We start from the raw sequence: 16,654 nt of genomic DNA, 5'->3' as shown, positions 1-16,654 counted from the left end.
CTATGAAACTATTCAACTATTTATTGGCCGGGATATTGTGTGCTTCTGTCACTTGTCTCCCGGCGCAGCATCGGGCTGATCCCCAGAAATTGGTCAATCCGGAATCCTTTTCTATGATTTTGCTCGGTGATCCACAGGGATATACCAAGTATGATATTAACCAGCCGCTTTTTGATCTTTGTACCGCATGGATTGCGGACAATATAGAGTCGCTTAAAATTAAAGCTGTCCTTTGTACAGGCGATTTGGTGGAGCAGAATGATAATAATGTATTAAACCGTAAGATGCTGAACCAGACCAGTCGTGAAATGTGGGAGGCAGCATCGCAGGCTTTGAAAAGACTGGATAACAAAGTACCTTATATTATTGCCGCAGGCAATCATGATTATGGATACAAAGCCGCAGAAAACGGTCGTACTTATTTTCCTGATTATATTCCTTTTGAACGAAATTCTACCTGGCGGAATATCTGTGTCAGTGAATTTCCTAATCGTGAAGGCAGGGCGTCTTTAGAGAATTCGGCTTTTGAGTTTGATGAGCCGGGATGGGGAAAGATTTTGGTTATAGCAGTAGAGTTTGTGCCTCGTGATGAAGTTCTGCAATGGGCGAAAGATTTGGTAAACAAGCCGAGATACAAGAATTATAAGGTGATTTTTATCACTCATTCTTATCTTGATATAGGTAATAAGCGCGTTACGAAAGATGGGTATAAGATTTCTCCACAAAACTCGGGGCAGGCTATTTGGGAGAAACTTATTTATCCTTCTTCCAATATCCGTCTCGTACTTTGCGGACATGTGGGAAGAGGCACCGGTGAATATGAGAATAATGTGGCTTATCGGGTGGATAAGAACAGTGCCGGGAAAGATGTATCACAAATGACGTTTAATGTACAATATGTAGGAGGCGGTCCGGAAGGGAACGGAGGGGATGGTTGGCTTCGCATTCTGGAATTTATGCCGGATGGTAAAACGATCAAAGTACGTACTTATTCTCCCTTGTTTGGGATTTCAAAATTGACCAGGCATCTGGCACATCGTACGGCACCTTACGATCAGTTTGATATTATATTGGAATAACTTGACCTAGTAAAAATACTCTTAATAGAAATAATGTAGATGAGAAAAGTTGTATGTTCTTTAGTGATACTTATTAATAGTGTTTATCTATTTGCACAGTGGAAACCGGTTGGCGGTCGAATTATGACGGAATGGGCGGCGAAAATAGATGTTGAAAACGTGTTGCCCGAATATCCCCGCCCAATTATGGAACGTGCTGACTGGATAAATCTGAACGGATTGTGGAATTATGCTATTTCTCCGGTAGGTCAAGCTATGCCACAAAGTTATGATGGTCGGATTTTAGTTCCTTTTGCTGTAGAATCAAGCTTGTCCGGAGTGGGGAAAAGTCTTGGGGAGAAGAATGAACTTTGGTATCAGCGTCAATTCTCGGTTCCCTCCAAATGGAAAGGACATAGGATCTTATTGCATTTTGGGGCTGTTGACTGGAAAGCGGATGTTTGGGTAAATAAGGTAAAGGTGGGACAACATACAGGAGGATTTACTCCTTTTTCTTTTGATATCACGCCTGCCTTGCTGAATGGGGAAAATGAATTGATCGTGAAAGTGTGGGACCCGACTGATAAAGGTCCTCAGCCTAGAGGAAAACAGGTTAGTAAGCCGGGAGGTATCTGGTATACTCCTGTCAGTGGTATTTGGCAAACAGTTTGGCTAGAACCCGTGCCAATCCGGTCGATTGTCAATATCAAAACGACTCCTGATATTGACAGGAATAAGTTGACAGTAGAGGTTATGACAGATCATCAGATGCTTTCAGATAAATTGGAGGTGAAGGTATTAGAAGGAAAGCAGTTGGTGGCTGTAGGAAGTTCCGTAAATGGTATTCCGGTTGAAATTGCTATGCCGTCTGATGTAAAGTGGTGGTCACCGGATTCTCCGTTTTTATATGATATGGAAATTTGTCTGTATTCAGAAAATAAGTTGATCGATAAGGTTAAGAGCTATACTGCCATGCGTAAATATTCAACGAAACGCGATAAAAATGGAATTGTACGTCTACAATTGAATAATAAGGACTTGTTTCAATTTGGTCTTTTAGATCAGGGCTGGTGGCCGGATGGCTTGTATACGGCACCTTCGGATGAGGCTTTAGTATATGATATTCAAAAGACAAAAGATTTTGGATATAATATGATTCGCAAACATATAAAAGTAGAGCCTGCCCGTTGGTATACGTATTGTGATCGTTTAGGGGTTATTGTGTGGCAGGACATGCCGAGTGGCGATAAGAATCCCGAGTGGCAGAATCGGAAGTATTTTGAGGGAACAGAATTTAAACGGTCTGCTGAATCAGAGGCTATTTATCGTAAAGAATGGAAAGAAATTATCGACTGCCTTTACTCTTATCCTTGTATTGGCACATGGGTACCTTTCAATGAGGCTTGGGGGCAGTTTAAAACCCCTGAAATAGCAGAATGGACAAAGCAATATGATCCTTCCCGTTTAGTGAATCCTGCCAGTGGAGGTAATCATTATACCTGTGGTGATATGCTCGATTTGCATAATTATCCCGGTCCGGAGATGTATTTATATGACGCACAGCGTGCAACTGTACTCGGAGAGTATGGAGGAATTGGTTTAGTGCTGAAGGAGCATCTTTGGGAGCCGAATCGTAATTGGGGGTATGTTCAGTTTAGTACTTCCAAAGAAGCTACTGATGAGTATCTGAAGTATGCTAATATGCTGAAGGATATGATTGCACGTGGATTCTCGGCTGCTGTTTATACACAGACTACAGATGTTGAGATCGAAGTGAACGGATTGATGACATACGACCGCAAAGTAATAAAACTGGATGAACAGAAATTGAAGAGGGCAAATACGGAAATTTGTGAAAGTTTAAAGTAAGAAGCCGGATTAGCTATTTGGCTGAACAAAAAACTCATCTGTAGCCATTCGAATTATAGATATAGTTTGCAATATTATATAATTGAGAAAACAGAATTCAGATACTTTCTTTGTATCTGGACTCTGTTTTTTTTGAATATATAATTCTATCCATTCCTTCATTTTTCAGTGAAATGTACCAAAATTGTCCTTCATTTGGATTATTTAGGTCGGTCAATTCTATTTAAATGCACTACTTTTGCCATCAGGAAAATTAATCACTTAACAAATAATCCCTGTATTATGAAAACAATTCTTAGCGCATTAGGACTTTCCCTATTGATCTTTACGAGTTGCGGTGGACAAAAAAAGGTTGAAGTAGACTTTATTCAGGACAACATCGACAACGCTGTGGCACAGAACACAATCCAGACGGACATTATTGAGAAGTCCGGTAAAATCTTGAATCCGAGAACAATCAACGAAGATGGGAGTATCTCTTACATACCGATGGAAGACTGGTGCTCCGGTTTCTTTCCCGGTAGTATATGGTTGACTTATAATCTGACGGGTGATAAGAAATGGTTGCCGCTGGCTGAGAAATATACAGAAGCTCTTGATTCTGTGAAATATCTGAAATGGCATCATGATGTAGGTTTCATGATCGGTTGCAGTTATTTGAACGGCTATCGCATGGCAGATAAGAAAGAGTACAAAGACGTCATTATAGAAGCTGCCAAATCATTGTCCACTCGTTTTCGTCCGAATGCAGGCGTTATCCAGTCATGGGATGCCGATAAAGGTTGGCAGGGAACACGGGGATGGAAATGTCCGGTGATTATTGATAATATGATGAATCTCGAACTCTTATTTGAAGCAACAGCTCTTTCCGGAGATTCTACTTTCTACAATATTGCAGTGAAACATGCTGATACAACAATGGCTCACCACTTCCGTCCGGACAACAGCTGCTACCATGTGGTAGATTACGATCCGGAGACAGGAGAAGTGCGTAAGAGACAAACTGCACAAGGATATGCCGACGAATCGGCTTGGGCTCGCGGACAAGCATGGGCTCTGTATGGATATACTACCTGCTATCGCTATACCAAAGATAAGAAATATCTCGACCAGGCACAAAAAGTCTATAACTTCATCTTTAATAATAAGAACCTGCCGGAAGACCTCGTACCATACTGGGATTATGATGCTCCGAATATTCCGAACGAACCGCGTGATGCTTCTGCAGCAGCTTGTACAGCCTCTGCCCTTTACGAACTGGATGGCTATCTGCCGGGCAACCACTACAAGGAAACGGCTGATAAGATAATGGAAAGTTTGGGCTCACCTGCTTATCGCGCAGAAGTTGGAACAAATGGAAACTTTATCCTGATGCATTCGGTTGGCAGTATTCCTCACGGTCAGGAAATTGACGTTCCTCTGAACTATGCTGACTATTACTTCCTGGAAGGACTGATGCGTAAAAGAGATTTGGAAAAGAAATAAGAAATAGACAATGAACGGTAAACAGTGAACGGTGAATGCTTAGCGGATTCTGACGGAACATGTTTACCGTTTATCATTCGCTACTTATTATCTATAACTTTCTATTGACCGTTTGTCATTTACCTGTTTTAATTATTTATCATAAACTATCATGAATAAACCTATAAACCTTCTTGTAGGAGGCTTGACGCTCTTTGCCGCACAAGGTTGCAAGGCTCCGAAACAAGCGTCCCAACAAGCGGAGCATCCTAATATAATCTATGTATTTCCCGATCAATACCGTAACCAGGCGATGGGCTTCTGGAGGCAGGACGGATTCCGGGATAAAGTAAACTTTGAAGGAGACCCCGTGCATACTCCTAATCTGGATGCCTTTGCACGTGAATCTATGGTCTTGTCGTCTGCACAGAGTAACTGCCCGTTGAGCAGCCCTCATCGTGGAATGTTACTGACCGGTATGTACCCGAACAAAAGTGGTGTACCATTGAATTGCAACTCTACACGTCCGATCAGCTCCTTGCGCGAGGATGCGGAATGTATCGGCGATGTGTTCAGCAAAGCAGGTTATGACTGTGCTTATTTTGGTAAACTTCACGCTGACTTCCCGACTCCGAACGATCCCGAACATCCGGGACAGTATGTGGAAGAAAAACGTCCGGCATGGGATGCCTATACACCGAAAGAACGCCGGCACGGCTTTAACTACTGGTATTCTTACGGAACATTTGACGAACACAAGAACCCGCATTATTGGGATACGGATGGTAAGAGACACGATCCGAAGGAATGGTCACCTTTGCACGAATCAGGCAAAGTCATTTCTTATCTGAAAAATGACGGTAACGTACGTGATACCAAGAAACCTTTCTTCATAATGGTGGGCATGAATCCTCCTCACAGCCCGTATCGCTCCTTGAATGACTGTGAAGAGCAGGATTTTAATCTTTATAAAGATCAGCCTCTGGATAGTCTGTTGATTCGTCCGAATGTCGATTTGAAGATGAAGAAAGCGGAGTCTGCACGTTATTATTTCGCTTCCGTTACCGGAGTAGACCGTGCTTTCGGACAGATTTTGACGACATTGAAAGAATTGGGATTGGACAAGAATACAGTCGTAATCTTTGCTTCCGATCATGGTGAGACGATGTGTAGCCAGCGCACTGATGATCCGAAGAATTCCCCTTATTCTGAATCCATGAATATTCCGTTCCTGGTTCGTTTTCCCGGTAAGATTCAGCCGAGGGTGGATGATTTATTGCTCTCCGCTCCTGATATTATGCCTACGGTGCTTGGCTTGTGCGGACTGGGTGATTCTATTCCGGCGGAAGTGCAGGGACGTAATTTCGCTCCTCTTTTCTTCGATGAAAAGGCTGAAATTGTTCGTCCTACAGGTGCACTGTATATTCAGAATGTAGATGGCGATAAAGATGAAAATGGATTGGTGCAGACTTACTTCCCTTCTTCAAGAGGTATCAAGACGGCTCAATATACATTGGCGTTATATATCGACCGTGATACGAAGCAATTGAAGAAAAGCCTCTTATTCGATGATGTAAAAGATCCATATCAACTGCATAACCTGCCTTTGGAAGAAAATAAGGAGATTGTGGCACAACTTTGCGGTGAAATGGGAGCTATGTTGAAGGAAATTAATGATCCTTGGTATACGGAAAAGATTCTGTCGGATCGGATACCTTATTAGCGATTAGTAATTTATAAAACGCTGATTAACGCAAATAAGTGCCAATTTTAGGAGTAAATCTCTGCGACAATAATAGGTGTTAATCCGCATCCGCGTTTAAATTGAAAATAGTAATGAAAAACAGTTGTTTTATAGTATTATTCCTTTTGGGAATCATTCCTTCAGCTTTCGCCCAACTCATCGGATTTGAAGAAGAAGTGCCCGAAGCATTTAAAGTTTCCGGAAAGGGAGAAGTGAAAATCTCTTCTCTTTTTTACAAGGAGGGTGAAAGTAGTCTGGAATGGGACTTTCAGCCTGGTTCTACGCTGGATGTTCAAATTGCTCCTTTATCGTTGAATACGAGAAACGAGAAGCAGTTCGGCATTACCTTGTGGATTTATAATGAGAAACCGCAGCAGGATTCTATTCGTTTTGAGTTTCTGAATAAGGAGGGAGAAGTCTCTTACTGGTTCTCTTATCGTTTGCAGGCAGCAGGTTGGCGGGCTTGCTGGATCTCTTTTGAGTATATGCAGGGCGACAAGAAAGATAAGAAGATTGTAGCCTATCGCCTGGTTGCCCCGCAACGGAAGGGACGTATCTTTCTTGACCGTCTGATTTTTCCGGAAAAGAAAATGAATCTTCGTACCACTCCCGACCAACAGTTGCCTACCAATAATGGGCTGTCTAATCGTGACCTGTGGCATTGGTGTCTCGTGTGGAAATGGGAACAACAGTCGTATGATATTCCCCTGCCTTCTAAATTGACAAGCGAACAAAAGAAGGAGCTGAAGACTATCGAACAACGTTTGACAGATTTTCTGGAAGTGAAAAAGGCACCGCAAGGGCCTATTAATGCTGCCTATAAAACATTTGAGAAAGCGGCTATCAGTCCATCCATCGCTGGGACGGGATTTATAGGAACTCCTATTGTTGCTCCTGATGAACAGGACAAGAAGAAAGGAGAAATGTCATGGAACGATATTGAAACGATGCTTTCCGGCTTTGCCTATGATGCTTATTATAACCAGAACGAAACATCAAAGAAAAACTACTTTACCGTATTCGACTATGCTATCGATCAGGGATTTGCATACGGTAGCGGTATGGGTACCAATCATCATTATGGTTATCAGGTACGTAAGATATATACAACTGCCTGGCTGATGCGTGATGCTATCTATAAACATCCTCATCGGGATGCTTATCTCTCCACATTGCGTTTTTGGGCGGCTCTGCAAGAAACTCGTCAGCCATGTTCTCCAACACGTGATGAATTGTTGGATTCCTGGCATACGTTATTGATGGCGAAATTTATTTCCGCTATGATGTTTCCCGATGCAAGGGAACAGGCGCAAGCTTTGAGCGGCTTGTCACGTTGGCTATCTTCTTCTTTGCGTTATACTCCGGGAACGATCGGTGGTATAAAGGTAGACGGTACGACTTTCCATCATGGCGGTTTCTATCCGGGATATACCACTGGAGTACTTGCGACTGTAGGAGAATATATTGCATTTACCAATGGTACAAGTTTTGAACTGACCGAAGATGCGCGCAAACACATGAAATCAGCCTTTATTGCTATGCGCAATTATTGCAATTTCTATGAATGGGGCATCGGAATCAGTGGCCGTCATCCTTTTGGAGGGAAGATGGGAAGCGATGATATCGAAGCATTTGCCAATATCGCTTTATCCGGCGATTTGTCCGGTCAGGGAAATACGTTTGATCGTGGTCTGGCTGCCGACTATTTACGTCTGATACGCAATAGTGATACTCCGAATGCGCGTTTCTTCAAGAAGGAAGGTATTCAACCGGCACAGGCTCCACAGGGATTCTTCGTTTACAACTATGGTTCGGCAGGCATTTTCCGTCGTGCGGACTGGATGGTGACATTGAAAGGGTATACCACTGACGTATGGGGCTCTGAAATTTATACGAAAGATAACCGTTACGGACGTTATCAGAGTTATGGCTCCGTGCAGATTATGGGGAAAGGAAATCCCGTGTCACGTGCCGGAAGCGGTTTTGTGCAGGAGGGATGGGACTGGAACCGTTTGCCGGGCACAACTACCATTCATTTGCCTTTCAACTTGCTTGATAGCCCATTGAAAGGAACGACTATGGCACGCTCCAAAGAGAATTTCTCCGGAAGCAGTTCTTTAGATGGTAAAAATGGAATGTTCGCTATGAAATTGGCAGAACGGGATTATGAGAACTTCACACCAGACTTTGTGGCCCGTAAATCCGTTTTCTGTTTTGATAACCGGATGGTTTGCCTGGGAACAGGTATTGCGAACTCCAATGCGGATTATCCTACGGAAACGACTCTTTTCCAGACAAAATATAATGGTAAGGAGCCCAAAGTAGGAGAGGATAACTATTGGCTTCATGATGGTTATGACAATTATTATCATGTAGTGGACGGAACCGTTCGCGCACAGGTGGCAGAACAGGAATCACGGCATGAAAAGACGCGTGAAATAACCAAAGGAAAATTTTCTTCTGCCTGGATAGAACATGGCAAGGCGCCGAAAGAGGGGACTTATGAATATATGGTATTGATACAGCCTTCTGCTTCCGATCTCGACGAACTGCGTAAAACTCCTGCATACGAGGTGTTGCAACGCGATCAGACTGCTCACGTTGTTTATGATAAAAAGACTGGTATCACGGCGTATGCCGCTTTTGAAGCTTATCAGCCTGCCGCTGATAAAGTGGTCGTCGCTATTCCTGCGGAAACAATGGTGATGTATGCAAAAGAATCTGATAAGGGTATCCGTTTAAGCGTCTGTGATCCGAATCTGAATATAGAAGAGAAGACGTATACAACGAAAGAGCCCAGTCGTCCTATTACTAAGGAGATACGGCTTAAAGGACATTGGAGATTGACAAGCCCGATGGAAAATGTCCGGTTGGAACAGCAGGGAGACCAGACCGTACTGACAGTAACCTGTCAGCATGGACAGCCGGTCGAAATGCTCATGGAAAATAAATAATTAGTGAATAAGATAAGAGAAAACAAGAATTTAAAGAGAGGTATTAGTCATCATGTTTCTATGAAAAAAGAGAAGACCGGTTCATGGGGAGCCGGTCTTCTTTGTATTTACACGGTGCGTTGAGCACTTTCTTTTCTTGTTACTTATTCAGTCTCCATTCGAAACCGTCTTTAGTATCTTTGATTTCAAATCCGAGTGCTGTCAGTGCGTTGCGGATTTTGTCGGAAGTAGCCCAGTCTTTGTTGGCTTTCGCTTTCATACGTTGTTCCAGTAACATATCTACTACCTTGCCGTAAGCTGCTTCACGACCATCTGAAGAGCCTTTTTCTTCTTTCAATCCCATGATGTCGAAACTGAACAGATGGAATGTTTCTTTCAGGTCTTTCAGGTCTTCGGCGGAGATGGTGGCATTACCGGCAATGATATTGTTTATAATGCGGGCGCCTTCGAAAAGCTGTGCGATGACAATCGGTGTATTTAAGTCGTCATTCATTGCTTCGTAGCATTTAGCGCGCAGTTCTTTCACGTTGATTCCCTCTGAAGTTGCCGATGCGGGAGTAATCTTATCCAATGCGTCAATGGCTTCCATCAGACGCTGCAGGCCTTTTTCGGATGCTTGCAGTGCTTCATTGCTGAAATCTACCGTGCTGCGGTAATGAGCTTGCAGGATGAAGAAACGGATTGTCATTGGTGTGTAGGCTTGTGCCAGCAGCTTATGAGTACCGGTGAAGAATTCGTCCAGCGTGATGAAGTTGCCAAGTGATTTACCCATCTTGGTTCCGTTGATGGTAATCATGTTGTTGTGCATCCAGTAGTGAACCATGTCATCACCTTGTGAGGCTACCGATTGTGCGATTTCACATTCGTGGTGAGGGAAAATCAAGTCCATTCCTCCTCCGTGAATATCGAAGTGTTCACCCAGGTATTTGCGTCCCATAGCGGTACATTCGGCGTGCCATCCGGGGAAACCATCGCTCCATGGAGACGGCCAGCGCATGATATGTTCAGGTTGTGCCTTTTTCCAAAGGGCAAAGTCGGCGGGATTGCGTTTCTCGCTTTGTCCGTCGAGGTCACGGGTGGTATTCAAGACGTCGTCCAGATTACGTCCGGAAAGTTTTCCGTAGTGGTAATCTTTATTGTATTTGGCTACATCGAAGTAGACGGAGCCTTCGCTTTCATAGGCATATCCGGCATCCAAAATCTTCTGTACCAGTTGGATTTGTTCAATGATGTGTCCTGAAGCATGTGGCTCAATGCTTGGAGAAAGTACATTCAACGCTTCCATTGCTTTATGATAGCGGTTCAGGAAATATTGAACAACCTCCATTGGTTCCAACTCTTCCAGACGTGCTTTCTTGGCAATCTTGTCTTCTCCGTCATCGGCATCGTGTTCCAGATGACCTACGTCGGTAATATTTCGTACGTAGCGTACTTTATATCCTAGGTGGGTGAGATAGCGGAATAACACATCGAAGGTTATAGCCGGACGGGCGTGTCCTAAATGGGCATCTCCGTAAACAGTCGGTCCGCATACATACATGCCTACATGAGGTGCATGAAGCGGTACAAACAACTCTTTCTTTCTATCTAAGGTGTTGTAAATGGTAAGTTGATGTTCCATAACATTTTATATTTGTTTTATTGGAACCGCAAAGTTAGTATAAAATCTGAATATGCGCCCTATCTTTAATCGGTTGATTTTAAGTGTCGGGTCGTTTTTACCAGTAATGTGATTTGTTTCCCGGTATGAAACTAACAGTTTCACACCGAGGAACCAATAGTTTCATTCCTTGAAACCAAAGGTTTCTCACCGAGAAACTAAAACTCTGCCGGCATGTCTGTAAATGTTTGGCTATTGTTGATTGCAAAACTTATTGATTGCTTCGGCTACACCATCCTCTTCGTTACTCAGGGTGATGTAATCTGCTGCTTTCTTTACAGGTTCTTGAGCATTTCCCATGGCAATCCCCAGTCCTGCAAACCTAATCATGGATAGGTCATTATATCCATCACCTATGGCTATAACTTCTTCACGCGCTACTCCTATTTCTTTTAACAGGACGGCCAAAGAAAGGGCCTTGTCAATACCTTGCGGGACTAATTCGAGAAAATAGGGTTCTGAACGGAAAACATTAATGCGACCTTGTAACCGGAGACAAAGTTCGGCTTCAAGTGGAATCAGTTTATCGGCATCTCCTACGATGAGGCATTTGGCTACGGGAAGCGTGATGTCTGTCAGGAAGTCATTTGTCTCCCGAACTGCCATTTTATTGAGAAAGGCTTCTTTTAATACGTATGGATCTTGAGAGTTTTCGGTTATTATCTCTGCTCCGTCATAGGTTAATATACTTAGTTGATGGGTACGGGCACATTCGTAGAGCACTGGAACAACTTCATTAGGCAACACATTTTCATATACCATCTCTTGTGTTTCCCAATTAATGATTTCTCCTCCGTTATAGGACAGGATGAATCCACCGAATTCATTCATACGTAACTCATTAGCTAATGGCACAATACCATAAGTAGGTCGACCGGAAGCTAATACCAGTCGTATTCCTTGCTCTTGCATACGTATCAGAGTTTCCCTGTTGCGGGGAGTGATTTCCTTTTTAGAGTTGGTGAGTGTGCCGTCAAGATCGAGCACGATAAGTTTGTATTTCATGTAGGGTTGTTTTGGATGCAAAGATAAATTAAAAAAGTTTTTCTGCAAGGTGGTGGGGGAAAAGATGTGGTTTTAGCTGAAATTGCACTGTGATAGTGCAATATACAAAAAAAGGATACCTGTAGGGCATCCTTTTTTGTATTGAGAAACGTGAGTTTATAGTTTATTGGTTAATAGTAGACCCGAATCCTGTATATGCATTGTCTGGTATAAAGATGCCTTTATCCAAATCCATTGAAGTGAACGGACTATTTGTCAGGCGAAGTAATTGTTCTTCGATTGGGTTGGTAGGCTTAACTGTTGCGCCAAAACTATTCCATTTATTTGTTTCGGTAAGTCCATATGCTATATTATCTTTCACATCGAATTCTGGAGTACTTTCTGTTTTATAAATACCACACATTGTAGCGTCACTATTCATGTTGGGATCTGCATAGAAAATATTTTTCGAGATCGTCATCTTTGTAGCATCGTAGAATTTTAGATGATAGTTCTTCCCTACATAGTTTACAATGCTATTATTACAGAAGGATACTTTTATTTGTTGCTGGTCGGGGGTTTGTACAATCTTGTTATCCCATGAAAGAATCTGTCCGGCAACAGATGTTTTATTGTATACAATGTTATTTTCAAAAGTAAACATTTGCATTGCGTCTAAGTGTGTTGTTTTGTAGATATTGAATATTAGAATACCATCTACTGTAGTATTTAATTGGAAACGTGAATTCTTTGCATAAATATTCTTGATTGTATAAGTTGCTACATTGTTATAATAAAAGTTCTTTTGAATATTAGTTATTTCACAGTCTTCGAACACAAAGTCTTCAAAATCTGCAGTAGCATCTGCATTACAGAACATATACTTATTATTACCTCCACTAGCATCAATTTTAGTTAGGTCTAATTGTATATTTTTGAATATCAATTTACCAGATTTGAGTTTCCACAAAAGCTCTGGTTTCAGTATAGGTTTACTGTCACTATATCTTCCGATTATAACAACTGTTCCTGTGATTTCAGCAATGGATGGTGTGTTAAAATCATAAGCTCCCTTTTCCAAGAAAATAACAGTTTGTTCTGTCTTTTGATGGATTAGGTTTCTGATATTAGAAGCACTCTCATCAGAGCCATCTAATAATATAGCTTCATTTGCTCCTTTTGTTATAGAAACATTTCCAATAGTAATATTCCCATTTGTATTATACTCTGTGTAGAAGTCTTTGGATTGTGGGGTATCTATAACTTTAACCTGAATCTTTGCAATCATAGCATACTTTCCGCTTGTTGCCAATACCGCAATATCAGTACTGTTATCAGCTGTTGCACGAGTCATCATCTTTGCGCTTGATGCAGGGGCAGTAACAACCAATACATTTTCTTTTCCAGCTTCCTTAGAGAATTTAGCACTCCATCCTTCGGGAGCAGTAATCATTGTATTTTCTACTCCTCTCACGGTCATGGTAAACTCTTTCACTTCACCTGCCGAAAACTCCTGTACTTGTTTTAAATCTTCGGCTGCAAAACTACATTCGAAATCACGAACGATAGGGATACGTATGGTTGGAGCATCCTCACCTGCAAGTACTAAGACCAGTTCGTTGTTTTCTACTGTTACACTCTTGAAGTTTTTGTCTTCTGTCGGAGCAGAACCGTCACCGGTTGCGCTGACTTTGTCATTAGTTCCTTCTTTGTATATATAACTATAATTCTTTCCTCCGTCATAGCTAACCTGCCAGTAACCTTCACTATCTACATTGAATGTAGGAGTCTTGCCACTCTCTCCATTAGCTTTCACAGGTTGTCCGTTTACAGTCAGACGCTCCGGAGTTTCATTTTTGTTGTAAAGAACAGTCCAGTAGCCTTCTGAATCAATACCGATAATAGGGCATAACAGGTTATTATCGTTTTTCATATATAGATTTACTGTCTTTCCATTGCTCAAAGTGAGTGTGTAAGAATCAGACTTTTCCTCTATATTAGTAATAAATGTTCCTTCATTATAAAGTTCGCGAAGAGCTTCAGTATTACTATTTATATCACGTACTTGTGTTTCGAGTGCGGTAACGCGCTTTTTCAGTGCGTCTACATCATCTTCCAAATCGTCAATGTTGGTACATGCTACCAGGCATACAGCCAATAACATGAACATACTCCATACTTTTTTCATGATTATATTGTTTTAAAGTTATTATTTTAAAGAGGATAGCCAGGAAGGAACATATCCCAAACGTTTACGTAATTGAGCCTCATAGAGTGAATATGGTTCCACAGCAGTTCCGTTGCTTTCGAGTCGCTTCATTTGAGTATCATCAAAATCTAAAGGACTTCCGTGGAAACCGACAATGATAGGAGGCATAAATTTCCACCAAAAGCCGTTACCATCCCACCAGGTAAATTTACCTTCTGTATCGATGTCCTGGTCTGTTTGTGCATTTGTTGCGTAGAAATTCCATATTGTCAGATTCTCCATATGATTAGGCATTTGAGCAGAGTCTCCTCCTTGTCTCCAATGCATGAAACCACCGGAACAGCAGTCGATTAGTGTTGCACGTGGCTGTGTGGCATGTGATTCAAAGCAAGAATCATCTCCCCATCTAACATTCCATATTACAGCACCCATACTTTGCTTTGAAACACCGCAAGCGTGATATTGGCCAACGTTCGTTTTATATTCCATCAATGTGCTTTCACCTTCTCCTTTTCTAAGTGTGTAGCCATTGCTGTTTTCAGTTACTTTTCCAATAAAAATGCGGGAAGAAGCCTGTGAACGGATAGAGGCATGTCCACGATTACCGCCAATAGTGATGTCATAAGCAGAACAGTTGGCAGAACTGGTGATTGACATGGCTTCACTAACACTCTCAAAATTAACCCGGCGCATCCACGAATTGGTCAGACGCACAAAATCGATGAGCTTAAAACCACCATCATCAATGTCAGAGCCGTGGTGAATGAACTTCTCTTTGGCATGTCCTTTGAATGTAAGATCTTCTACACCAACATTGGCATAATTGGCGAATTTATGTACATTCCATCCCCAATCTTTATTGATGGCGTGCATGATCGGTTCTTTGAAGGTGACACTATTGCCGCTGATTTTTTCAATCTGATGGTATTCGAATATTTGAATACCATTTGTTTTGATATTGGGAGTAGTGCCTTGCTGTACTTTAATATCTTGCCATCGATAGGGAGATAGTTCGGAATTAATAACATCATCATTCGTGTTTCCCAACTCTGGGGTTCCCAGTACAAGGCATACCCAACTGCCTGCGCTTACTCCGGTTAAACTGGCCGTTATGGTTCTGCTGCCTATGGGAGCATCTTCAGTGATAACACCTATTGATTCTTTTAATCCTGTATTGTGTTTGAACTCCATCATGACAGGAGCATTCCACATCTCTTCGGTTGGTTTGGGAGAATTATTAGCAGCGGTCATTTCGAGTGTCGTTTTGTTTTTTCCGGCTCCTTTTAAAACAATATCACTCATCGATATACGAATCCTGCGATCTTTAGAACCCTCATCTTGCAGGATATAATTTCCTTCGGGGAAGTAGATAATAGCTTTAGCATTTTCTTTGATATATCGGTCGGTCATATTGTTGTCTTCTTGCTTTGTTTGACTCGCTATTTCTTCCAAAACCTTCATGAAAGCTACTCTGTCAGATTTGCCGTCGTTGGGGATAGCTCCATATTTGGGATCTGTAACATCGTATACTTTATATCCTTGCGCTGTTAGCGTTTCTATTTCGGGAGGAGCCATTTCACCATACTTATAGCCGGCGTATGAAAAGTCTAATAACACATTCTGTTGGTCAGCGTTAACAAACTGCTGCCAGGCTTCTGCTCCAGCTTCGCTGGAAAGTTGTTTAACTTCAATAGATACAATACGGATATAATTCTTTGATGAAGTCAGTACAATTTTAATAGTTTCTTCCACATCCTTTGTCGCAGTTGCTTGTGGTGTGATAGTTAACAAGTTCTCGGATAAAAGAACATTCCATCCTTTGGGAGCTTGTACTACGGCTTGTTGTACGTCATTCTGTTCTACTTTATATTCCTTATGATTCTCATTGGGGACGAAAACCTGCACAGCTTGTTCGCTGTTGGCATCATTGAGACCATAAATTATCAGTCCAAAGGTGTCATCTACCGGAAAGGTATATGTTTTTCCTCCATCGGATAATGTGAATGAGAAAGTATGGTTTGCTTCATTATATTCTACCTTACTGAATATACTGGTTCCTCCCTGACTTCCACCTTCGGCCTTAGTTCCTAAGCTTGTATACGTTTGTCCATTATCGTAGCTCACTTGCCAATATCCACTGGAAGATACGCTGATTAATGGAGTTGCCACCACATTGCCTTCTTCATCACGGGGCCATGCTGATACTTTCTCTCCATCGGCTCCTGGCAGATATTTGAAATCGGTATCATTACTTGTTTTATATATCCAGTAGCCTTCTTCGTCTACGGAAAATTCAGGGACAGACGCCTGTACTGCTTCACTTTCCATGACTTTAATGCTTGTTCCGTCACTAAGTTCCAGCAAATATCCCAGACCATCTTTAGTCGGAGTAATTCCGATAATGACTTTGTTTTTTTGCATAAGGGCTTGCAGACTGGCAAATGAAGTATTCAGTCCTTCCGTTGCTTTTTCCAAAGCAGCGACACGGTCTTTCAGAGAATTGATGTCTGCTTCCAGGTCATCTGTTTTCTGGCACGATTGCATGATTGCCAACATGCTGCAAATACCAAATAGTAATAGGTAGGTAATGCTCCTGTTTTTCATACGTTTATTATTTCGGGTTATTTATAATTTTCACAATGGCAAAGATAACCGGATAAAATAAGAGTATATGGATAAAAAAATTCAGGAATACGATGAAATAATACATTT

9 protein-coding genes are annotated in these 16,654 nt (G+C 41.9%); 5 read left to right on the top strand and 4 right to left on the bottom strand.

Annotated elements, in window-relative coordinates:
- Positions 1-2: 2 nt before the first annotated feature.
- From BSCG_RS13605 to BSCG_RS13625, 5 genes are all read left to right on the top strand, one after another.
- Positions 3-1,079, top strand: a complete 1,077-nt coding sequence (locus BSCG_RS13605; protein WP_008641764.1) for a metallophosphoesterase — start codon at positions 3-5, stop codon at positions 1,077-1,079.
- Positions 1,080-1,118: 39 nt separating this feature from the next.
- Entirely contained in the window at positions 1,119-2,927 is a 1,809-nt protein-coding gene (locus BSCG_RS13610) for a glycoside hydrolase family 2 protein (protein ID WP_008776093.1), read from the top strand.
- 282 nt (positions 2,928-3,209) lie between these two features.
- The gene (locus BSCG_RS13615; RefSeq protein ID WP_004298320.1) at positions 3,210-4,412 is read left to right on the top strand and encodes a glycoside hydrolase family 88 protein; all 1,203 of its coding nucleotides are present in this window, start codon (positions 3,210-3,212) and stop codon (positions 4,410-4,412) included.
- Between the two features lie 151 nt (positions 4,413-4,563).
- Complete coding sequence (locus tag BSCG_RS13620) at positions 4,564-6,114, top strand: sulfatase (RefSeq protein ID WP_004298319.1); 1,551 nt, start codon at positions 4,564-4,566, stop codon at positions 6,112-6,114.
- A gap of 113 nt (positions 6,115-6,227) precedes the next feature.
- On the top strand, positions 6,228-9,089 hold the full coding sequence (locus BSCG_RS13625; protein ID WP_008776092.1) for a chondroitinase family polysaccharide lyase: 2,862 nt from the start codon (positions 6,228-6,230) through the stop codon (positions 9,087-9,089).
- Between the two features lie 139 nt (positions 9,090-9,228).
- Here BSCG_RS13625 and cysS read toward each other — a convergent pair whose 3' ends face one another.
- The 4 genes from cysS to BSCG_RS13645 all read right to left on the bottom strand — a co-directional run bounded on the left by cysS (position 9,229) and on the right by BSCG_RS13645 (position 16,546).
- Positions 9,229-10,710, bottom strand: coding sequence for a cysteine--tRNA ligase (cysS, locus tag BSCG_RS13630; protein ID WP_008776091.1), 1,482 nt, complete (start codon positions 10,708-10,710; stop codon positions 9,229-9,231).
- 231 nt (positions 10,711-10,941) lie between these two features.
- A complete protein-coding gene (locus BSCG_RS13635) occupies positions 10,942-11,754 on the bottom strand; it encodes a Cof-type HAD-IIB family hydrolase (RefSeq protein ID WP_008776090.1) in 813 nt (270 codons plus the stop codon).
- Positions 11,755-11,917: 163 nt separating this feature from the next.
- The gene (locus BSCG_RS13640) at positions 11,918-13,921 is read right to left on the bottom strand and encodes a PL29 family lyase N-terminal domain-containing protein (RefSeq protein ID WP_004307448.1); all 2,004 of its coding nucleotides are present in this window, start codon (positions 13,919-13,921) and stop codon (positions 11,918-11,920) included.
- Between the two features lie 21 nt (positions 13,922-13,942).
- Positions 13,943-16,546, bottom strand: coding sequence for a DUF4955 domain-containing protein (locus BSCG_RS13645; RefSeq protein ID WP_004308007.1), 2,604 nt, complete (start codon positions 16,544-16,546; stop codon positions 13,943-13,945).
- Positions 16,547-16,654: the final 108 nt, after the last annotated feature.

The sequence above is a fragment of the Bacteroides sp. 2_2_4 genome, from assembly GCF_000157055.1.
Taxonomy (GTDB): domain Bacteria; phylum Bacteroidota; class Bacteroidia; order Bacteroidales; family Bacteroidaceae; genus Bacteroides; species Bacteroides ovatus.
The sequence above is the reverse complement of the archived record's forward strand: the minus strand, read 5'-3'. Positions and strand labels throughout refer to the sequence as shown.

Coding starts and splice junctions, on each gene's coding strand:
- BSCG_RS13620 (WP_004298319.1), top strand. CDS start 4,564: ATGAATAAACCTATAAACCTTCTTGTAGGAGGCTTGACGCTCTTTGCC.
- BSCG_RS13605 (WP_008641764.1), top strand. CDS start 3: ATGAAACTATTCAACTATTTATTGGCCGGGATATTGTGTGCTTCTGTC.
- BSCG_RS13615 (WP_004298320.1), top strand. CDS start 3,210: ATGAAAACAATTCTTAGCGCATTAGGACTTTCCCTATTGATCTTTACG.
- BSCG_RS13610 (WP_008776093.1), top strand. CDS start 1,119: ATGAGAAAAGTTGTATGTTCTTTAGTGATACTTATTAATAGTGTTTAT.
- cysS (WP_008776091.1), bottom strand. CDS start 10,710: ATGGAACATCAACTTACCATTTACAACACCTTAGATAGAAAGAAAGAG.
- BSCG_RS13625 (WP_008776092.1), top strand. CDS start 6,228: ATGAAAAACAGTTGTTTTATAGTATTATTCCTTTTGGGAATCATTCCT.
- BSCG_RS13640 (WP_004307448.1), bottom strand. CDS start 13,921: ATGAAAAAAGTATGGAGTATGTTCATGTTATTGGCTGTATGCCTGGTA.
- BSCG_RS13645 (WP_004308007.1), bottom strand. CDS start 16,546: ATGAAAAACAGGAGCATTACCTACCTATTACTATTTGGTATTTGCAGC.
- BSCG_RS13635 (WP_008776090.1), bottom strand. CDS start 11,754: ATGAAATACAAACTTATCGTGCTCGATCTTGACGGCACACTCACCAAC.